Here is a 21231-nt window from a genome sequence, read left to right as displayed (position 1 = left end):
CCACCCCCGGCCCGCCCCCTGGCTAGAGGGGCCGCCCGCCGCCGTGCTCCGCCAACTCCGCGGGAGGGTCGCCGACGGCGACGACAACCAGCGAGGTCACCGTGCGGGTGAGCGCCACGTAGAGACGACGCAGCCCGTGCGTCCGCAGCGGCTCTCCCTCGATGACGGCGGCCGGGTCGGCCAGCACCACGTGGTCGAACTCCAGCCCCTTCGCCAGGGAGGCCGGTACCAGCGACACCCGCCGGGGAGCGGCGTCGTCCGTCAGCTCGACGAAGGGAAGCCCGGCGTCGCGCAGCGCCGCGCCGATCACGGCCGTCTGCCCGTCGGGCACCACCACCGCCGTCGAGCCCTCGTACGCCAGCACCCGGCGGGCATGCGCCGCCACCTCCGCCGCGAGCGTGCCCGAGGCGGCCCGCACCACCGTCAGCGCGCCCGCCACGCTCCGGACCGAGGTCGCCGCCGGCACGCTCGCCGCGATGTGCGGCAGCAGCCGGTTCGCGAACTCCAGGACCTGCGCGGGCACCCGGTGGCTGCGCTCGAGCACCTCGAGGTGCGCGGCCGGCTTGCCCAGGTGGCCCAGTGTGGTCGCCCAGGAGCCCGCGGCCCAGGCGGTGGTCCCCTGCGCCAGGTCGCCCAGGACGGTCAGCGACCCGTCCGCGCACCGGCGCCCGATCGCCCGGCACTGCATCGCCGACAGGTCCTGGGCCTCGTCGACGATCACATGGCCGTAGCCGGGGACGCGCTCGATCAGGTGCCGTGCCTCGTCGACGCAGTAGGCGTCGGCCAGTGACCACCAGGTGGCGCGGGCACGGGAGGCGGCGCGGGCGGCGAGCAGCAGTGCCTGCTCGACCTCCGTGAGCACGCCGTCGGCCGCCGCGGCCAGGAAGGGCGGGTCCRTCAACAGCCGGCGGACGAGCTTCGCACCGTCGACCTTCGGCCAGATCGCCTCGACGGCCTCGCGGACCGCCCGCCCGCGGGCGAGTGTCTCGATCCCGCCGTCGCTGATGTGCGTCCCGGCAAGCTCCGCCCGCCGCGCCGCCGCGGCGGCGATCCGCCGGGCGAACATGGCCCGGCCCGCGCCGTACCCGAAGGCGCCCGAGCGGGTCGCGCGGAGCAGGTCCGCGACGTCGTCCGCGCCGACCGTCCAGCGGCCCTCCCGCGCGACCACCGTGACGGGCCTGGTCACGTCGCCGATGGCGCCGTGGAGGGCACGGTGGATCACGACCGCCATCCGCGCGTCGCCCTTCAGCGCCGCGACGTCGTCCGGATCCGTGGCCCGCACGGGTGTGCCGTCCAGGAGGTCGCCCACGCTGCGCTGCTCGACGGTGAACTCCCCCAGCGCCGGCAGCACCGCCGCGATGTACCCGAGGAAGGCACGGTTGGGCCCGACGACGAGGACGCCCGAGCGCCGCAGCCGCTCGCGGTACGTGTACAGCAGGTACGCGGCCCGGTGCAGGCCGACGGCGGTCTTGCCCGTCCCCGGAGCACCCTGGACGCAGATGCTCACCTCGAGGTCCGCCCGGACGATCTCGTCCTGCTCCGGCTGGATCGTCGCGACGATGTCCCGCATCGGCCCGGACCGGGGCCGTTGGATCTCCTGCTCAAGCAGGCTCTCGCCGCTCGTCGCCCCCTCGCCCGCCCCGACTGCCCCGCCCGTCCCGCCCGTCGTTCCGGCGCTGCCAGCGCCGCCGGGCTGGAACACCTCGTCCTCGAAGGCGGTCAGCTCGCCGTCCACGAAGCCGAAGCGGCGGCGTACACGGACGTCCATCGGGTCGGCCCGGTGCGCACGGTAGAACGGGCGGGCGACACCGGCCCGCCAGTCGACCACCAGGGGATCGTCGCCCGCGTCCTCCCGGACATGGCGGCGCCCGAGGTACACCGGCTGGGCCGGCACCGCGGAGGACTCGCCGGTCCGGTAGTCGAGACGTCCGAAGAACAGCGGCACCGCGTCGTCGTGCGCGGTGAAGGTGGCCAGCCGGCGTGCCTTGTCGGCCCGCAGGTACGCGATCGTCACCTTGTCCACGACCGGGTCGCCGCCGGGGATGTCGGTGTCCCGTGCCTGCTCGTGCATCCCGCGCAGCGCACGCAGGCCACGTCGCAGGTACGCGCGCTCCGCCGACAGCTCCCCGGTGTTCTCAGCGTTCTCAGCATTCTCGGCGTTCTCATTCTCGGCGTTCTCGGTGCTCTCGGCGTTCATGGGAACTCCTGACCTCCGTCCGGGCAGCTGCGTCCCGCGGGTTCAAGCGAACTCGGACAGCCCCTTCCGTAGCGCCCCGAAGGCCAGTCGGGCCTCCGCGACGGCGTCGGGGAGAACGTCGGCGGCGACGGCCCGGGGCTCGGAGAGCCGGCGCCAGTTCTCCCGGGCGAGTACGCGGCGGACAGCCAGGATCTGGCTCGCGGCCAGGGCCGCGGCGAGATCACCGGCAGTCGGCACGGCTTCGCCGAGGGCGGCCGCCAGCGCCTCCTCGTCCCGCGACGCGTACTGCGCCACCCGCCCGGCCAGGCTCGGGGTGGCGAAGACCATCCCGTGGAAGGCGAGGACCTCCGGGTGGTCGTTGAGACCGGTCACCGGGTCATGCCGCGCCAGGCCGGCGAGGAGGTGCTCCTCCAGCGCGGGCAGCGGCGCGGTGCCTGGCGGCCGGGTCCGTACCACCCGGGCGGCCTCGCCGTCGTGGTCGGCGATGCGGTGGAGGACGAGGTCCTCCTTGGTGGGGAAGTACGCGAACAGCGTCGGTTTCGAGACCTCCGCCGCGGCTGCCACCTCAGCGACGGACACGTTGTCGAACCCGCGCTCGAGGAACAGCGCGATGGCCGCCGCCGACAGTGCGTCGTGGGTGCGCTGCTTCTTCCGCTCCCGCAGCCCTACCGGCTCCCGGGTCACCGCGGGCGCCGGGTCACATCCCGCCCACCGGTGCCGCCCTTCGCCCACCCGTCAGCCGACGGGCTCTCCGACCTGGCCCGTGACCTGTTCCACGACCTGTTCCACGGCCGGTCTCCCGGCCCACACCTGGACGCATCCCTGACACCTCCACCGATCACGACCGACCCGCGATCAACCCACGACCGATCGCGAAAGAATCTTTACCGAGTCATTTATTTGCCTCGGATCGTACCTGAACCCGGTAAGGAGAAGTCCGACCACCAGGTGTCCGCCTTGACAGGTAGCGGAATCTGGATTCCACTTCTCGGTGGCCGAGGCGGATGCCCGCCGGCCAGGGCGGCCGCCTGGTGCTCCGGGGCGGCGCGGAAGGGGTATGGATGAGACCCGGTACCTACCGGTTGACCTTCGGGGTCGTCATGGCGGGGACGGCGGCGTTCGCGCTGCTGCAGTCGCTCGTCGGTCCGGTGCTGCCGACGATCCAGCGGGAGCTGCACACCGACCAGAACACGGTCACCTGGGTGATGACCTCCTATCTCCTCGCGGCCTCGGTGGCCACGCCGATCCTCGGCCGCGTCGGCGACATGATCGGCAAGAAGAAGGTCTTCGTCTTCGCCCTGCTGCTCCTCGGCCTGGGTGCGCTCGTGTCGGCGCTGGCCACAGGCATCGGGCTGATGATCGTCGGTCGGGTGATCCAGGGGTGCGGCGGTGCGATCCTGCCGCTCTCCTTCGGGATCCTGCGCGACGAGCTGCCCGCGGAGAAGCTCGGCTCCGCCGTCGGCATCGTGGCCGCGCTGACCGCCGTCGGCGGCGGGGTTGGTCTGGTGCTCGCCGGTCCGATCGAGTCGGCCTTCGGCTATCACTGGCTGTTCTGGGCGCCGATGATCGTCATTCTGCTCGCCGCGGCCGCCGCCGCGAAGTTCGTCCCGGAGTCGCGCAACCGCAGGCCCGGGCGGGTCAGCTGGTTCGGCGGCGTCCTGCTCGCGGGCTGGCTCATCGCCCTGCTGCTCGGCGTCAGCGAAGGCAGGAACTGGGGCTGGACGTCGCCGGCGGTCCTGGGGCTGTTCGCCGCGGCGCTCGTGCTGGGCACCCTGTGGCTGATCGCCGAGGACCGCGCCCGCGAGCCACTGATCGACCTGAAGATGATGCGGCTGCRCCCGGTGTGGACGGCGAACCTCGTGGCGCTGCTGTTCGGCATGGGCCTGTACGGGACGATGTCGTTCCTGCCGGCGTTCCTGCAGACGCCGACCAGCACTGGCTACGGCCTGGGAGCAAGCGTCACCGAGTCCGGTCTCTACGCCCTGCCCATGACGCTCACGATGTTCCTCATGAGCATGGTCAGCGGGCGGGTCACGGCAGCGGTCGGGTCGCGTGTCGCGGTGGTCGGCGGGTCGCTGCTCAGCGTTCTCCCGCTGGTCATGTTCGCCTACGTCAACGACCACGCCTGGCAGATCGTGCTCGCGTCCTCGTTGTTCGGCGTGGGGATGGGGTTCGTCTTCGCCGCGATGGCGAACATCATCGTCGAGTCAGTCCCGCCCACGCAGACCGCGGTGGCAAGCGGCATGAACGCGAACATCCGGACCATCGGCGGCTCGATCGGCGCCGCCGTGATGGCGGTACTGGTCGCGGGCGGCGCGAGCGCGGGCGGGCTGCCCAGGGCGAGCGGCTACAGCCACGGGTTCCTGTTCCTTGCCGTGGCGAGCGCTGTCGCCGCCCTGGTGGCGTTGCTCATTCCCCGCGTCAGGAACGAGACTGTCATCCTGAGGCGCTCAGGCGCCCACGAGCATCCGGAGACGGCGCTCGTCGCCGGGGCCGAGCTGGTCGACTAGCGGAGGCTCCGACGGCCCCGCGGCCGAGGCCGGTCGACCAGCCAGCAGGAGGGGACGCATGAGCAGCCTGAGGGCACCGGCACCGGCACCGGCCGACGTCGACCCGTCGAGCCCCGGCGCCCAGCGGCCCTCCGGAGGTCCGGAGGTAGCCGCTGCGCCGCTGACGGCCGGCGGCCAGCCGGCGGGTGGGGTCGACGACGAGCCAACGAGTGGGGCCGCCCACCGGCCGCCTCGCCTGCGGCAGGACGCGGCGCGCAACCGCGACCGGATCATCAGCGCTGCCTGTGCCGTCTTCGCCGAGCGCGGCCTCGACGCCTGCGTGGAGGACATCGCCCGCCGGGCCGAGGTGGGGGTCGGCACGCTCTACCGTCGGTTCCCCACCAAGGAGCATCTGCTCCGCCAGATCGCCGAGGATCTGCTGCGCGAGCTGTTGGAAGGTGCCCGGGCCGAGCTCGGTGCCGCCGACGGCGCAGGCCTGGAGCGGACGCTGCGCCAGTGCGCGCTCCTGCAGGTCAGCAAGCGCGGCTACATGATGCGGGCGTTCGACACGGCGATGCCCGACGAGCTGCGCACCGCGTTCCGTGCGACGCTCGGCGAACTGCTCACCGAAGCCCAGGCGGCCGGCACGATCCGTCCGGACGTCACCACGCTGGACGTCGTCATGGTCCTCTGGTCGCTCCGCGGCGTGATCGACATGTCCGCCGACACCAGCCCGGCGGCCGTCCAGCGCTACATGGATCTGCTGCTGGCGGCGCTGCGCCCCGGGGCCGCCCCGCTCACACATCCACCCGTCACCAACATCTGACAGTCCGCGCGGTCGGGCCGCGCTGCCCAGGTGGTGCGGCTCCACGACGCCCGACCCGGCGCCTCTCGACGCCGGGCCGGTACCCCGATCACATCAGTGGATGATCACCGGGCCGTCCGTCGGACGTCCGCTGGACCGGATCAGCGGGGCGGCCAGCGCGCCGAGCAGGGCGATCACGGCCCCCACCAGCAGGGCGACGTGCAGGCCGGACATGAACGCGGCGTGGGCGCCCGCGGTCACCGCGTCGGCGAGCTGCGGGGAGGCACCCGGTGGCACAGGTGCGAGGCCCTGGGTGACAGCTTCTCCGCTCTGGGCGACCTGGGCGGCGACGTCCGCGGGAGCGCCGGCGTTCACCGTCTTCTGGGCGAGCACACCGTCGACCCGCGCGGCCAGGATCGAGCCGAGCACGGACGTCCCGATCGCGCCGCCGAGCTGCATGGCGGTGCTCTGCAGACCGCCGGCCACACCAGAGAGCTCCAGCGGCGCGTTCCCCACGATCGCCTCGGCCGAGGCGACCGCCACGAACGCGATGCCGATGCCGATGCCGAGCAGCGGCGGCCACAGCAGCATGTAGGACGAGTCCGTGCTGAGGCCCGTCATCCAGAACAGGGCGGCGGACRTCAGCAGCATGCCGATACCGATCGGTACCCGCGGACCGTAACGGGTGGTGAGYGAGGCGGCGACGGGGCTGCCGAACATGAAGACCACGGTGAGCGGGAGCAGCCGCACACCGGTCTCGACAGCCGAGTATCCGTGGACGTTCTGCAGGTAGAGCGTGAGGAAGAACAGCACGCCGAACATCGCGAAGAAGTTGACCATCACCAGCACGCTGCCGAGGGAAACCGATCTGTCGCGGAACAGCGACATCGACAGCAGCGGCTGGGACACGCGCAGCTCGACGAGGACGAAGAGCACCAGCAGCACCGCGGCACCACCGAGGAAACCGATCGTGTTCAGACTGCCCCAGCCCCACGACTGCGCCTTGACCACGCCGTAGACGAGCGCGAACAGACCGCCGGAGAGCAACAGCAGGCCGGCCGGGTCGAACTTCTGGCCGGGCTCCTCGTTGCGGCTCTCCCGCACCACCGCGATGCCGACGATCAGCGCGATCACGCCGACCGGGACGTTCAGGTAGAACACGGACTCCCACGAGACGTTCTCGATCAGCAGGCCACCGACGATCGGCCCGGCCGCGATGGAGATCGCGGAGCTCGCGCTCCAGATGCCGATCGCGGAGTTCAGCCGCTCGGCGGGGAACACCGAACGCAGCAGCGCCAGCGTGTTCGGCATCAGCAGCGCACCGAACACGCCCTGCAGCGCGCGCCACACGATGACCTCACCGATGCTGCCGGACAGGCCGACCATCAGCGAGGTCGCCGCGAACCCGGCGATGCCGACGAGGAAGACCTTCTTGCGGCCGAAACGGTCACCGAGCTTGCCGCCGACGATCAGCAGGACGGCCAGCGCCAGCAGGTAGGAGTTGGTCACCCACTGCAGGCTCTGCAGGCTGGCGTCGAGGTCACGGGCGATGAACGGGTTCGCGATCGACACGACGGTGCCGTCGAGGCCCACCATGATCACACCGAGGGCGACGCTGACCAGGGTCAGCCACGGGTTGGACCGCAGCTGTTCCAGCCTGCCGGGCTGCTTCCCCGGGCCGGTGGGCTTCCCCGCCGTGGCGGCGGGCCGCCGCTGGGCAGGCGCGGAAGAGGGTGCGGTCATCAAGCTTCTCCGCTCAGTCGGAAGGGGGCTCGTCAAGCCTCACACCCCGACAGGAAAGTGGCAACCGTGTGCCATTTAACATTCGACTGCCACGATTGCTAGGATGGGCCGCCTGAAAGGGGGTGCCGGCGATGGGTCTTCGAGAAGCGAAGAAGGAACGCACACGCGAGGCACTCGCCGCCGCCGCCACCCGGCTGTTCACGGAACGTGGCTACGAGGCGACGACGATCGAGGACATCGCCGCAGCGGCGGAGGTCTCTCCGCGCACGTTCTTCCGCTACTACCCGACGAAGGACGACGTCGTCACCGAGATCTTCCGGATGGGCGGCTTCGAGACCATGGTGGCGGCCCGCCCGTCCGACGAGCCRGTCATCGCATCGTTACGCGCCGCGGCCATCACCGTGCTCAGGGAATGCGCCGACAACCCCGCGCCCACGCTCGCCGTGCTGCGCATGGTCGCCAGCCAGYCGGCGCTGCACACCCGCCTGGCCGAGGCGCAGCGGGAGTGGACCGCCGTGCTGACCGCCTCGATCACCACCCGGCTGGGGGCCGCACACGACCCGCTCCTCCCCCGGCTGCTCACCAACTGGGCGCTCGCCACCCTGGATGCCGTGCTCACCCACTGGGAGTCCGCCGACGGCCAGCTCGACCTGCTCGAGCTCACCGGGCGGGCCTTCGACCGGCTCGCCCCGGCCCTCGACGCCATCCTCGTCAGCGCCGACAGCCAGGTCGCACACACGGCCGGCACAACCGTTTCCTGACACCGCGCGCCCCGGTCGCGAGCCGCGACTGCGACCCCTGGCTCGGGTTCGAAGCAGCAGCGGTCAGGACCGCGTGCTGGGACGTATCACCGCGGGGATGTCCGGCTCCGCATCGAGCACCCGCAGCAGCAGCGACAGCAGCTGCTCCTGTTCCGCCGGGGAGAGCACCTCGAACGAGGGCGGCGCGACCGCCATCTGCTCCCGTGCCCGGGCCACCATCCGCCGCCCCTCCTCGGTCATGACGACCGTCTTGGCCCGCCTGTCGGTCGGGTGCGGCTCGCGCCGGGCGAACCCACGCCGCTCCAGTGCGTCGACCATGYTCGTCAGGTAGGAGGGGTCCAGGCGGAAGGCGCTGACCAGCTCGCGCATCGGGCGTGACCCGTCGGGCAGCATCATCAGCACCTTCAGGGCCCCGGGCGGGATGTCCGCCTCCTGGCAGACACGGTGCATCTGCCGGTGCCCCGCCCCGCCGAGGACCAGTGCCTGCACCGCAAGCCACGCCTCCCCGGCGACTGGACTGATCACGCCTCGACGGTACCTTCCCGGGGCCCCACGCACCCCCCACATCATGGACACGACTAAATATTTGACGATCCTCAACGAACGGCGGATGCTGGTCGACGTCAGAGCCGCCGGGCTGCACCGGCGACCATCGGCGGATGCATCGGAGAGCCCGTGCCCGAGCACGCACCGGGAAAAGAACCGTCCAGCGAGGCAGGCGCGCCCGCCCGGACCGCGATGGCCGACGGCGCGGGTAGGAGCCAGCCGCCAGCCGGCCCCAGCACGGAGATCGACCCGGCGCTGCGCCGCCTGGCGCTCACGGTCACCCTCGGCGCGATCATGGCGATCCTGGACACGACGATCGTAGCCGTCGCCATCGACACCCTCGGCCGGGACTTCGACGCCTCCCTGTCCACGGTCTCCTGGATCACGACCGGCTATCTGCTGGCGCTCGCCATCGTCATCCCGCTCACCGGGTGGGCCATCGAGCGCTTCGGCGCGACCCGCATGTGGAACATCTCGCTGGTCCTGTTCCTCGCCGGCAGCGCGCTGTGCGGCGCGGCCTGGTCGGCGGAGAGCCTGGTGGCCTTCCGGGTCGTGCAGGGCCTCGGCGGGGGGATGATCCTGCCGATCTGCATGACCCTGCTGGCTCGGGCCGCCGGGCCGACGCGGATGAACCGCATCATGAACGTCGTCGGGATTCCCACCCTGATCGCGCCGATCCTCGGTCCGGTCATCGGCGGGCTGATCGTTGACAACCTCGACTGGCGCTGGATCTTCTTCGTCAACCTGCCGCTCGGCGCGGTCGCGCTGGTCGCCGCCTGGCGGGTGCTCCCGCGAGACGATCACGGGCAGGCACACCACCGGCTCGACGTGCCCGGCCTGCTGCTGATCTCCCCCGGCCTCGCCGCGCTCGTCTACGGCCTCTCCCAGGCCGGCTCCGACGGYGGCTTCGGATCGGTGGAGGTCCAGGTCAGCGTCGCCGTCGGCGTGGTCGCGCTGGTCGGCTTCGTCGTGCACGCCCTGCGGCGGGCCGACGCCCTGCTCGATCTGCGGCTGTTCCGCGACCGCACGTTCAGCTTCGCCGGCGTCGCCACCTTCATGGTCGGCGCCACCCTGTTCGGCGCGATGTTCCTGCTCCCGCTCTACTTCCAGATCGCACGAGGCCAGAGCGCGCTGGCCGCCGGCCTGTCCCTCGTCCCACAGGGGCTCGGTGCGATGGTCGCGATGCCGCTGGCGGGCCGGCTGGCCGACCGCCGCGGCGCCGGGTACGTCGTCCCGATCGGCATGGCCGTCAGCCTGCTGGGCACCCTCGCCCTCACCCAGATCGACGCCCACACCAACGAGATGGCGCTCGCGGCCTTCCTGTTCGTGCGCGGGCTCGGGTTCGGCGCCTCGATGATGCCCGCGATGAGCGCGGCCTACCAGACTCTCTCCCCCGCGGCGGTGCCCCGGGCCACGACGACGCTCAACATCCTGCAGCGGGTCGGCGGGTCGCTGGCGACGGCTCTGGTCGCCGTCGAGCTGCAGCACGCCATCTCCACCCGCGTGCCAGGTGCGGGCGGCGGCGGGCTGGAGGCCGCCCGGCAGACCGAGCTGCCGCCGGCGGTCGCCGACGAGATCGGCAGCGCGTTCGGCGCGACGTTCTGGTGGGTGGTCGGGCTGACCGCGGCCGGCCTGCTCGCCGGCCTGTTCCTGCCCCGCCGGCCTGCCGCGGCCGCCGGTGGTGCCGCCGTCGTCCCGGCGCAGAACCCACCGCCGGCACAGGTTCCGCCCGCGGTGCAGGACCCGCTGCTGGTGAAAGAGCCGGTACCAGTAGAGGAGCCGGACGCGGAGCCGCTGCCGGAGGCGGACGCGGACGCGGAGCCGCAGGCGGACGCGACCGAGGAGCCGGACGCGGACGCGGAACCAAAGCCGGAGCCGGAGCCGGAGCCGGACGCGGAGCCGCACGCGGACGCGACCGAGGAGCCGGACGCGGACGCGGAACCAAAGCCGGAGCCGGAGGCGCAGCCGCACGCGGACGCGACCGAGGAGCCGGACGCGGACGCGGAACCAAAGCCGGAGCCGGAGGCGCAGCCGCACGCGGACGCGACCGAGGAGCCGGACGCGGACGCGGAACCAAAGCCGGAGCCGGAGCCGGAGCCGGACGCGGAGCCGCACGCGGACGCGACCGAGGAGCCGGACGCGGACGCGGAACCAAAGCCGGAGCCGGAGGCGCAGCCGCACGCGGACGCGACCGAGGAGCCGATCGAGGACGACCAGACCAGCCCGTCCGCCGGGGCCGAGAAGGCCGTCACCACCGCCGCCGCGACCTGAGCCTCCGGCACGACGTCATGAAGGGGCGGCACCGGCGGGCGGCACCGCAACCGCCGCCCGCTCGGCCTCGGCGACCGCCGTCGTCGCGTCGTAGCGCACCAGCGCGGGCACGGCGACGGCCGCCGCCAGGACCCCGCCGATGCAGGCCAGTCCCCCGCTGACCACGGAGAACGCCGGCGAGACCAGGGATGCTGCGGTACCCGACTCCAGGTCGCCGATACGCGGGCCGCCGGCGACGACGACCAGGAAGACCCCCTGCAGTCGTCCGCGCAGGGCGTCCGGTGTGGCGACGTTCAGGATCGACGTCCGAAAGACCGCGCTGACCAGGTCTGCGGCGCCGGCGACGGCGAGCAGCAACACGGCGAGCGCGATGTTGTGAACCAGTCCGAACGCGGCGATCGCCCCGCCCCACACCACGATGGCCGCCACGACCGCCGCACCCTGACGGCGAACCCGCCCGAGCGGACCGGACAGCCCGGCGCCGAGCAGGGCCCCGGCGGCGACCGCGGAGTACATCAGCCCGGCGGTCGTGCTCCCGCCTCCGAACTGGGTGCGGGCGAGCTCCGGGAACAGCGCCCGTGGCATACCGAAGACCATCGCGATGATGTCGACGACGAACGTCATCATGAGGACGGGCTGGCCGCGCAGGAACCGCAGCCCCTCACCGACGCTGGCCACCCGCCGTCGGGATGTCACCGCCGCTGCCCGCACCGCCGGCGGCGCGGACGGATCGGGGGGCGCGGGGGCCGCGGGGGGCATGGCGGGCAGCCGGAAGAGCCCGTACAGCGCCGCGGCGAAGGTGACCAGGTCAAGGCCGTAGGCGAGCGGGTAGCCCCCGGCCGCGATGCTGGTGCCGGCGATCAGCGGCCCGACGGTCATCGCGGCGGTGAACCCGATCTGGGTCAGGGCTGTCGCGGCCGGCAGGTCGCGCAGCGCCACCAGGTTGGGGGTCATCGCCCGCCGCGCGGGCCCGTCGACCGCGGCCAGCCCCGACTGCGCGGCGACGAGCAGGAGGAGCGGCCAGACAGCGCCGAGGCCAGCACCGACACCGGGTGCGTCTCCCCCGCCGGCCACGTGGCCGTGGCTCTGGCCGTGCCGGGCGAGGGCGAACAGGACCAGCCCGGCCGAGACCGCCGCCAGCCCGCCGGAGGTCAGCAGCGCGAGCCGGCGCCGGTCGACACTGTCCGCGATTGCACCGCCGATCAGCCCGAACCCGACCAGCGGCACCAGTGCCACCAGGCTGGCCAGGCCCACCAGGAAGGACGATCCGGTGATGTYGTAGACCTGCACCGCGACCGCCGTGGTGGTGATCTGGGTACCGATCGTCGACACGGTCTCGCCGGCCCACAGCCGGCGGTAGGCGGGGTAGGCCCGGAGCGGCGTGAGATCGGCCAGCATCCCGCGGACGGCGCGACGCGCGGTGATCCGTCTACCGCCCGCCGCCCGGCCCGCTGACGTCAAGCGAACCTCCCGCTGGCCCTCGGCGCATCGGGCTGACCGGCCGAGCGACTCGGTTGGCCACTGTACAGAGAACGTAACGTGTCATTACCGGTCGTAATCCGCGAACAGGCGAGACCGGTGGCGCCGGCTTTCAGGTGGCGGGTGAGCCGACAAGTTCGAAGGCGCGCCACATCGAGGCGTAGTGCCCGTCGGCGGCGATCAGTTCGTCGTGCGAGCCGATCTCGGCGACGGCGCCGCTGTCGAGGACGACGATCCGGTCGGCGGTGCGGGCTGTCTGCAGCCGGTGYGCGATCACGATCGTGGTCCGCGTGCGGGCGAGGCGCGCCGTGGCGGCGGCGACCCGGCGCTCGGTCGCCAGGTCCAGGTTGGAGGTCGCCTCGTCGAGCAGGAGCAGCACCGGATCGACGAGCTCGGCCCGGGCGAGCGCGATGAGCTGGCGCTGCCCGGCTGACAGCGAGCGGCCCCGCTCGGCGACCTCGTGGTGGTAGCCCCCGGGCAGCGCGGCGATGAACTCGTGCGCGCCGACCGCGCGGGCAGCCGCCTCCACCTCGGCATCGGTGGCCTCGGGCCGCCCGTAGGCGATGTTGTCCCGGACGGCCCCGCTGAACAGGAACGCCTCCTGCGGCACATAGCCGAGCCAGCTACGGAAGGCGCCGAGGTCGAGAGCCCGCAGATCGGCCCCGTCGAGGCGGACGGCGCCGTCGTCCGGGTCGTAGAAGCGGGCGATCAGCTTCATCACCGTCGACTTGCCGGCACCGGTCTCGCCCACGAGGGCCACGGTCTCCCCGGCGGCGATGCGCAGGTCGACCCCGCGCAGCGCCTCGGGTGCCCGGGTCGCGGCGGCGGTCTCCAACCGGGCGAAACGGGGGTCGGCGGGGCCGACCGCACGGGCGCCGGAGCCGGGGCCGGTGGCGAGRCCGCCGCCGGCGGAGCGTTGCGACGGCGTGGCCTGCAGCGGCGTGGGCGTGGCCGGGTAGGCGAAGCGCACCCCTTCCAACACCAGCTCGCCACGCGGCCGCCCGGGTACCAGCGGGTTCTCCGCCGGTGGGGTGAGGGTCCGCAGCCGCATCAGCTCGGCGATGCGCGCCACCGACACGCGGGTCTGCTGCCAGGCGTCGAAGACCTGGGACAGCTGCTGGATCGGCGAGAAGAACAAGTCGATATAGAGGATGAAGGCGATCAGCACGCCAACGCTCAGCTGGCCGTGAACGACGAGCGCGGACCCGACGCCGAGCACGATCGCGTCGGCCACCGCGGAGAGGAACTGGACGAACGGGAAGTAGATGGCGACGAGCCGCTGTGCCGCGAGCCGCGAGCTCAGGTAGTCACGCCCCAGCCCGCGGAAGTGCTCGACGGTCGCCGCCTCGTGCACGAACGCCTGCGCCTCCCGGATGCCGGACAGGCTCTCCTGGAAGTCGGCGTTGACGATCGCGATGCGTTCTCGGGAGAGGTCGTAGTACCCGGCGGCCCGGCGCCGGAAGACCACGGTCGCGGCGGCCAGCGGGACGATGACCAGCAGTGTCAGACCGCCGAGCTCCGGGTTGATGGTCAGCAGGGCCACACCGACTCCGGCGAACGTGACGAACGAGACCAGTGCCGCCAGCAGCCCGTTCTCGATCAGCGACTCGAACTGGTCGATGTCGGTGGTCATCCGGGTCATGATCCGACCGGACATCTCGCGCTCGTAGTAGTCCAGGGAGAGACGCTGCAACTGCGCGAAGATCCTGATCCGCAGCGAGAGCATGATCCGTTCGGCGGCGCGGCCCGTCACGAAGGTCTCGCCGATCTGGTCGAGCAGGTCGGCGAGCGTCACCACCAGGAACGCGGCGGACGCCGCCCACAGCACGCCCGAGGAGCCGCGGGCGACACCGTTGTCGACACCCGTCTTCACCAGCACCGRCCCGGCCAGGCTGGCCGCCGCGTCGCCGATCACCAGCAGCAGCCCGAGCAGCAGCGGGCGGYGGAACCGGCGTAGCACCCTCAGGAGGCTGAACTGGGGGTYCGGCTGGCTTTCGGCCGCGACGTCGATGTCGGCGACGTCCCGCACCGGCGGCAGGGCGGCGACCCGGGCCAGCAGCTCCGGTGTCGGCGCCAGGTTCAGCCGCCAGCTGCCCCCGCCACCGAGACCGGCGCCGAGGCTCGGGACGCCGACCCCGGCGCCACCATGCCCACGCCGCGGCGCTGAACCGGGTGCGGGTACGGTCGCTGGAGCTGTGGCAGACACCGAGCTCGGTCCGGCCCTCTGGTCCCGCTCGGCGGTCGCGGAGGTCCGGGCAGCCAGCGATTCCGCCTGGTCGGCCGGGGCGTCCGCCGGATCGGAGTCGAGGCCGGCCAGGAGCGTCCGGTAGGCGGCGCTGCGTCCCGTCAGTTCCTCGTGGGCCCCCGCATCGATGACCTGTCCGTTCTCGACCACCACGATCCGGTCGGCCAGATGCAGTGTCGAGACACGGTGGGCGATGAGGATCGTGGTACGCCCGGGCAGCAGCTCCCGCAGCGCGGCGTGGATGTGTTCCTCGGTGTGGGCGTCCACGGCACTCGTCGCGTCGTCCAGGACGAGGATGCGGGGGTCGGTGAGCAGCGCCCGGGCCAGCGCGATCCGCTGACGCTGCCCGCCGGACAGCGACAGGCCGCGCTCGCCGACGATCGTGTCGTAGCCGCGGGGCAGGGCGAGGACGAACTCGTGCGCGGCCGCCGCCCGCGCCGCCGTCTCGACCTGCTCGTCAGTGGCGTCGGGCCGGCCGTACGCGATGTTGGCCCGCACCGAGTCGGAGAACAGGAAGCTCTCCTCGAAGGCGACGCCGACCTGCGAGCGCAGCGACCGCAGCCGGACGGACCGCAGGTCCTGGCCGTCGATCGTCACCCGGCCGGCATCGGGGTCGTGGAAGCGACTCAGCAGCGCGGCCACCGTGGACTTGCCGCTGCCGCTGGCCCCGATGAGCGCCACCCGCTCCCCGGCGACGATGTGGAGGTCGAAACCGCGCAGCACCGGCGGACCGTCCGGGTAGGCGAACTCCACCCCCTCGAAGCGGATCTCGCCGCGCGTCGGCGGGAGCTCCACGGCTTCGGGAGCGTCCGCGATGGCCGGGGCGAGGCGCAACAGCTGGAAGATCCGTTCGACGCCGGCCCTGGCCTGCTGCCCGACCGTGAGCACACCGGCCAGCTGGCGGGTCGGGGCCGCGAACTGCCCGACATAGGTGGAGAAGGCGAGGAAGGTGCCGATCGTCAGCTGGCCGTTCAGGGCCATCCAGCCGCCCACGGCCAGGATCGCCACCTGGGCCAGCGCGGGAACGGATTCCAGCAGCGGCTGGTAGCGGGCCCGCAGCCGCACCGCCCGCATCCGGGACCCGTAGAGGTCGGCGGCCGCCTCGACGACGCGGCCCACCTCGCGATCCTCCTGGCCGAACGCCTTGACCACCCGCACGCCGTTGACGTCCTCGTCGACGATCTGGGCGACGGCGCCCTCACGCTGCTGGCCGTCCCAGGTGGCAGGGAAGACCCGCGACCGCAGCCGGTAGGAGAGCGCGAACAGCACCGGGATGACGACGAGGCTGATGAGCGCGAGGGGCGGCGAGAGAACGATCATGACGATCAGCGCGGTGATCATCATGATGACGTTGCCCATCATGATCGGCAGCAGGCTGAGCAGGCCCTGCACAAGCGCCGAGTCCGAGTTCGCCCTCGCCACCAGCTGCCCGGTGGGCATCCGGGACAGGCTGTCCTGGTCCAGGGTCTGCAGATGATCGTGCATCGCGTTGCGCAGGTCGAACTGCACGCCGAGCGCCACCCGTCCGCCGCGGTACCGGCGCACGTAGGCGAAGCCGAACGCGCCGGCCGCAGCGAGGAACAGCACAAGCAGCCACGGCCACAGCGGGGATGCCCGCCGCACGATCACGTCGTCGACGATGTGGCGCGCGATCAGCGGGACCACCGCCTGACAGGCACTGCCGAGCAGCGCCGCCAGCAGCGCCAGGACGAGATCGCGGCGATGGCACATCAGGTAGTGCCACAACCCACGCAGCCAGCCGGCCTGGGCGGGCACGGGCACGGGCGTGGGCGTGGGCGTGGGCGTGGAGGCGCTCATCGATCCTGCCACCGGGCGCGTTCGCTCAGGATCTCCTCGAGGGCGTCGCCAAGCTGCAGAAGCACGGTGCCGGCGGCATCAGCGTCGGGGGTGTGGGCGAGAACCTCACCCAGCGCCTCGGTCATCACCCGCTCGGCGGCGTCGAGGACGGACCGGCCCTGCGGGGTCAGGCTCAGCGGTGTGACCCGCCTGTCCTCGTCGAGACCGCCCCGGACCAGCAGGCCTCGCTGGCGCAGCGACTCGACGGTCGCGCTCACAGCCGGCTTGCCGAGCGCGAGCCGGCGGGCGATCCGGGACGCCCGCTCGTCGCCCGCCGCGATCTGGGCGAGCACCCGGTACTGGGCCAGGCTCAGGCCGTCCAGCGACCGCTCGAACAGGCGGGACAGCCGCACCACAGCCCGGACCGCGTCGACGGGGACGTCAGACAACACGGTTCGACACTAGCAACTGGTTCGAGGTCCGAACTAGTACCACGAGCCCGCACCGCAAACCGCATACACACCCATGTCGGGATCACTGGGACCGCCGGAGCGCCGGACCCCGGGATCGCCGGGACGGAGACGGCGCGGGCCACCGCGGCAGACCGGCCCACCACATCGGGACGAAAAGTCACGCAGCGCATCAGGACCAACTGTCGCCGTAACGCGGAAGGTGGCCCGGCTTAACACCGGGTACATAGCCGAGTGTAATTCTGGAAAAGTTCAGCGCGCCTGGACGGACCAGGTGACGTGGCCGAGAGCTCTGACAGGCGGTGTTCCCATGGCCGATATCGTCACGATAGCTGCCTCGATCGACGGTGTTCCCACCATGACGGAAACCGACGCTATGCTCGAGGAGCTGCGCCGACTTCCCCGCACGAATGACAACCAGGCGCTGATCGATGATCTTCTTGAATTCCGGTCGCTGCTCGCGGGRCGTCGCGTCGAGACGGTCGCCGGCCCGCAGTAGCGCGGCATCAGACGGGCACAGGATGCCCGGCCCGGGCTGAGTGCTGCCCGGGCCGGGYGGGACCGGACCGGCGCGGCGGGTGGAGTCGTGTTCCTCGCCGCGCCTGCCCGGTGGAAGTGCTAACTACGCAAGAGCTGACTACTGGTTGCCGAACGGCTGGTTCTGCTGGCCCTGCTGGCCCTGGTCACCGCCGCCGAAACGCTCGCCGGAGAGCCCGCCCTGGGCGCCGCCGACGCCGACCAGCTCGCGCAGGCGGTTCTCGACGTACCGCTCGCTGTGGTGCGTCTTGTCCGCGATCCGCGCGACAAGGTCGTTGATGCCGGTGGCAGCGTCCAGGTCCGCCGTGCTGWCCTGACCGAACTGGTCGAGGAGGCGGTAGCGCAGCTGACGCCAGTTCTGACGAAGCTGCTGCTCCACCTGCTGACGCTGCTGCTCCTGCTGCTGGGTCATTTAGTGATTCCTTTCACCATGAATGTTTCAGGAGGTGGTGAAGACGCGAGGCGAACGCTACCCCAGGGGGTTCGGGGAGCGCTAAACGAGCAGCGGCACCGGCATGTTCACCCGCAGCCCACAGCACTGCATCGGAATCGGTAGCCGCCGGACATGGCATGTTCGTACGAAGCCTGCCGGCGGRCGGGTTTCATGGGCTTTTCAGCGTTTCTTTTCATGCCCCTTTGCCGTGCTGTGCGGGGCGCTGCGCCACCCACAGGCGGTGCAGGGTGTACCGCGCCGATGTGGTGAACAGGGTCACCGCACGCATGACCGAGGGCTCCACCCGTTTCAACGGATACGTCCACCGGACAGCGACGAAACCCAGCAGGCCGCCCTCGTCGGGAAACGGGATCACCAGCGCGGAGCCGATCTTCAGCTTCTGGACCCGCTCAGCCGGGATGAGCGGCGTCCCGGTCGGATCCGCGATGAACAGCGGATCACGCAGCTGGGACAACGCGCGCAGGGCGGCGTCGTCGTCGGGGTTCACCCGGGCGCCCACCTGGGTCAGCGGCTCGGTTCCCGGCGACACGGACGAACCGGCGGCCTCGAACACCGTCGCGCCCGGCAGCTTCGCGAGCATCACCCCGACGGCGTCCGCGCCGCTCAGCGAGCGCACGACGTCCGCGATCAGAGTGGCCGCGGCGGGCAGGTCCTCCGGATGCCACAATTCGTCAAGCTGGCGCAGCGCCTCGGTGATCTCCTCGCCCATCAGACGTTCGCGGCGTGCGTCGCACAGTCGCACCGTCTGGTCCGCGAGGCGGTGCAGCGCGCGGCGCTGGCCCGGCGCAAGCCTGCGCGGCATCCGGTCAGACACGCACAGCGCGCCCAGGACGTGCCCTTCGGACGTCCGCAGCGGCGCCCCGGCGAAGAAACGCACCGGGACATCCGGGTCGACCTGGACGATGTGGGCGAAACGCATGTCCTTCCTGGCGTCCGCGACCTCGAGATAGTCACCCGACGAGACCGCGTGGGAGGCCACGCCCACCCGGCCGGCCAGAACATCGATCTTCAGGCCGTGCCAGGACTTGAACCACTCCCGGTCGGCGTCGACGAGTACGACGTGGGCGTAGGTGCATTCGGCGATCTGGGCTGCGAGGGTCGCCATCTGGTCGAACTCGATCTCCGGCGGGGTGCCGAGGAGCCGCTGGCTGTGCAGCGCGGCCAGCCGGGCATCCTCGTCCACGGGGAGGGGCGCGGCCAGGCCGCCCTCGGCCCAGCACCGCTTGGTCCGCCCGGTGGCCTCGACGTCCGCCTGCTCGTCGTCCTGCGCCACGGCTGACCATGGCGCCGTCGGTGTCCCTGCCTCCACTACGGGTGGCGGCGCCGTACCCGCGGCGCTGTTTCGTGCCTCGGCAGCCTCCCGCGCCACGGTCGGCTGCTCCGTGGTCGGCCGCTCGGGCCGGCTCCGGCAGGCCGCTGGCGCGTAGCCGGCGACGGGCGACCCGTGGCGGGTGTCGCGCTGTGGTCCGGCGGCGAGCAGCGGGGCAAGGTCCCGCGCCGGCAGCGGAGGCGACAGGGCGTCGCCCTGGAGGAGGTCGCAGCCGAGCTCGGTCAGGATCCGCTCGCTGGGCTCGTCCTCGATCCCCTCGCCGACGACACGCAGCCCGAGGCGGTGCCCCAGGTCGACGACCGAACGCACGATCGCGATGTCCGGCAGGCTGCCCTGGGCGTCCGCGACGAAGCTCCTGTCGATCTTGATCTCGTCGAAGGTCAGCGCCTTGAGGATCTCCATGGAGTTGTAGCCGGTCCCGAAGTCGTCCATGGACAGCTTCACCCCGGAGATCCGCAGCTCGCCGAGCATCGACGCGGCCCGCGCCGGCTGGGAGACGAGCGCGTTCTCGGTGATCTCGAGGGTGAGGATGTCGGGCGGGAGGTCGTAGGCCGCCAGCCGCTCGGCGACGACGGCGGGGAGCTCGTCCACGACGAGCATGCGCGGCGACAGGTTCGCGGAGACATCCACCCGGATGCCCTGCGCGCGCCAGCGGGCACACTGGCGCAACGCCTCGTCCAGCTCCCACCAGGTCAGTTCGACGATCAGCGAGGAGCGCTCGGCCATCGGGAGGAACGAGCCTGGCGGCAGCAGCCCGCGGACGGGGTGCCGCCAGCGCATCAGCGCCTCGACACCGACCAGCCGCCCGGTCGCCGTCTCCCGCATCGGCTGGTAGAACAGCTCCAGCTCGCCCTCGTTGATCGCGGATCGCAGCTGTGCGTGCAGGGCGAGTTCCCAGGGCTGGACGGCGGCCATTCCCGTCGTCCACACGCCGACCCGCTCGCCGCTGCGTCTCGCGTCGGCCAGCGCGGCGTCGGCGCAGGACAGCAGCGAGGTGATCCGGTCACCGCTGGCCGGGGCGGCGGTGACACCGACGGTGGCCTCCACCTCGACGTCCACGCCGCCGATCCGCAGCCGCCCGTCGAGCTGTTCGAGGATGCCGCGGCCGAAGGCGGTGAGTGCGGGGTCTGCTGTCGCCGGCGGGCACGCCCCGCCGTTCTCCATCGGCCCTCCGGGCAGCAGCAGCGCGAACTTGTCCCCGCCGAGCCGGGCGGCGACCAGCGGGGCTGGTTTCACCAGCCGCAGCCAGCGGGCGAACCCCCGGAGCACCTCGTCGCCCGCCTCGTAGCCGAACGCGGTGTTGATCTCCTTGAAGTGGTCGAGGTCGACGACCATCAGCACGGCCCGCCGCCCGGTCACCAGGATCTCGGCGACGACTGGATCGCCCGCCTGGATCAGCCCCGCCCGGCTCGACAGCGCGGTCAGCGGGTCGGTGAAGGAACGTCCGCGCCCCCGCTGGAACAAGGTGTAGGTGAAGTAGGCGGCGGCGAGGACGCTCAGGCCACAGGCGGCCTTCGCGAGCGGGAACGCGGCCAGCCGCCCGTAGCCGCTGAGGGCGCCCAGCACGACGACCGCCACCAGCGCCGCGTGTGTCAGGGCGACGCTGAGCCGGGACCAGACAAGCCCGATCTGGCCGCCCACCCACGGAAACCAGAACAGCAGGGTCAACGCCAGCTCCGCGGAGCCCTCCCGGAGCAGCGCGAACACGATGGCAGCCGTCATCGTCACCGACGAGGCGAGAGCCAGGGCACGGAACACCCGCAGGTTCTCGCCGGGAACGGCGACGGTCGCGGCCACCGTCGCCGCGCCCAGCCCGGCCGCCACGGCGAGGGGCGGGCACAGATAGCCCGGCGAGCCGGGAACGACCAGCAGCACCAGCAGGAACACACTGCCGACCAGCGGTGGCATGAGAAAGAAGCCGCGGTCACCGACGAGCACGCCGCGGAGCGCCCCGCCGGCCCTTGCCGTCGACACGATGCCGCCCCCCTCCTGCGGGGGTTCGTCCGACGCGCTCCGCCCCGGACGAACGCCTTGGCCGTTGTCGCGGTTGCGGCCGCGAGAGCCGTTTCCCGTTCCCGGGCCTGCGCCCGTCCACTGCCAAGCCACG

Annotated in this window: 14 protein-coding genes; 5 read left to right on the top strand and 9 right to left on the bottom strand. The window is 72.2% G+C overall.

All coding sequences use genetic code 11. The features are described from left to right. Nucleotides 1–22 precede the first annotated feature (22 nt). Together CC117_RS23580 and CC117_RS23575 are read right to left on the bottom strand one after the other, a co-directional pair. Nucleotides 23–2197, bottom strand: coding sequence for a HelD family protein (locus tag CC117_RS23580; RefSeq protein WP_071087718.1), 2175 nt, complete (start codon nucleotides 2195–2197; stop codon nucleotides 23–25). Nucleotides 2198–2239: 42 nt separating this feature from the next. Then, complete coding sequence (locus CC117_RS23575; protein WP_071087716.1) at nucleotides 2240–2881, bottom strand: TetR/AcrR family transcriptional regulator; 642 nt, start codon at nucleotides 2879–2881, stop codon at nucleotides 2240–2242. Nucleotides 2882–3258: 377 nt separating this feature from the next. Here CC117_RS23575 and CC117_RS23570 point away from each other — a divergent pair, with 377 nt between their 5' ends. Both CC117_RS23570 and CC117_RS23565 read left to right on the top strand, forming a co-directional pair. Next, nucleotides 3259–4707, top strand: coding sequence for an MFS transporter (locus tag CC117_RS23570; protein ID WP_071087742.1), 1449 nt, complete (start codon nucleotides 3259–3261; stop codon nucleotides 4705–4707). A gap of 58 nt (nucleotides 4708–4765) precedes the next feature. Continuing rightward, nucleotides 4766–5512 (top strand): TetR/AcrR family transcriptional regulator, encoded by a 747-nt coding sequence (locus CC117_RS23565; protein ID WP_084132659.1) that lies wholly within the window; start codon nucleotides 4766–4768, stop codon nucleotides 5510–5512. Nucleotides 5513–5605: 93 nt separating this feature from the next. On the opposite strand, the gene CC117_RS23560 is transcribed toward CC117_RS23565, so the two are convergent. After that, entirely contained in the window at nucleotides 5606–7234 is a 1629-nt protein-coding gene (locus CC117_RS23560; RefSeq protein WP_071087714.1) for an MFS transporter, read from the bottom strand. A gap of 131 nt (nucleotides 7235–7365) precedes the next feature. Between CC117_RS23560 and CC117_RS23555 the strand changes: the two genes are divergently transcribed. Then, complete coding sequence (locus tag CC117_RS23555; protein WP_071087738.1) at nucleotides 7366–7995, top strand: TetR family transcriptional regulator; 630 nt, start codon at nucleotides 7366–7368, stop codon at nucleotides 7993–7995. Nucleotides 7996–8058: 63 nt separating this feature from the next. Here CC117_RS23555 and CC117_RS23550 read toward each other — a convergent pair whose 3' ends face one another. Next, the gene (locus tag CC117_RS23550; RefSeq protein ID WP_071087712.1) at nucleotides 8059–8520 is read right to left on the bottom strand and encodes a MarR family winged helix-turn-helix transcriptional regulator; all 462 of its coding nucleotides are present in this window, start codon (nucleotides 8518–8520) and stop codon (nucleotides 8059–8061) included. A gap of 213 nt (nucleotides 8521–8733) precedes the next feature. Between CC117_RS23550 and CC117_RS23545 the strand changes: the two genes are divergently transcribed. Continuing rightward, complete coding sequence (locus CC117_RS23545; protein WP_241830359.1) at nucleotides 8734–10812, top strand: DHA2 family efflux MFS transporter permease subunit; 2079 nt, start codon at nucleotides 8734–8736, stop codon at nucleotides 10810–10812. Between the two features lie 15 nt (nucleotides 10813–10827). Here CC117_RS23545 and CC117_RS23540 read toward each other — a convergent pair whose 3' ends face one another. The 3 genes from CC117_RS23540 to CC117_RS23530 form a co-directional block, all read right to left on the bottom strand. Next, nucleotides 10828–12273 (bottom strand): MFS transporter, encoded by a 1446-nt coding sequence (locus CC117_RS23540; RefSeq protein ID WP_241830355.1) that lies wholly within the window; start codon nucleotides 12271–12273, stop codon nucleotides 10828–10830. A 130-nt stretch (nucleotides 12274–12403) separates the two neighbouring features. Continuing rightward, a complete protein-coding gene (locus CC117_RS23535) occupies nucleotides 12404–16354 on the bottom strand; it encodes an ABC transporter ATP-binding protein (RefSeq protein ID WP_071087707.1) in 3951 nt (1316 codons plus the stop codon). Further along, the gene (locus CC117_RS23530) at nucleotides 16351–16785 is read right to left on the bottom strand and encodes a MarR family winged helix-turn-helix transcriptional regulator (RefSeq protein WP_241830354.1); all 435 of its coding nucleotides are present in this window, start codon (nucleotides 16783–16785) and stop codon (nucleotides 16351–16353) included. Before CC117_RS23530 ends, CC117_RS23535 begins: the two co-directional genes overlap by 4 nt. A 328-nt stretch (nucleotides 16786–17113) precedes the next feature. Here CC117_RS23530 and CC117_RS23525 point away from each other — a divergent pair, with 328 nt between their 5' ends. Next, entirely contained in the window at nucleotides 17114–17302 is a 189-nt protein-coding gene (locus CC117_RS23525) for a hypothetical protein (protein ID WP_071087702.1), read from the top strand. Between the two features lie 138 nt (nucleotides 17303–17440). On the opposite strand, the gene CC117_RS23520 is transcribed toward CC117_RS23525, so the two are convergent. After that, the gene (locus CC117_RS23520; RefSeq protein ID WP_071087700.1) at nucleotides 17441–17752 is read right to left on the bottom strand and encodes a hypothetical protein; all 312 of its coding nucleotides are present in this window, start codon (nucleotides 17750–17752) and stop codon (nucleotides 17441–17443) included. 214 nt (nucleotides 17753–17966) lie between these two features. Beyond that, a complete protein-coding gene (locus CC117_RS23515; protein WP_071087698.1) occupies nucleotides 17967–21098 on the bottom strand; it encodes an EAL domain-containing protein in 3132 nt (1043 codons plus the stop codon). Nucleotides 21099–21231 lie beyond the last annotated feature (133 nt).

Origin of the sequence: Parafrankia colletiae (assembly GCF_001854655.1) — a bacterium.
Lineage (GTDB): Bacteria > Actinomycetota > Actinomycetes > Frankiales > Frankiaceae > Parafrankia > Parafrankia colletiae.
The sequence above is the reverse complement of the archived record's forward strand: the minus strand, read 5'-3'. Positions and strand labels throughout refer to the sequence as shown.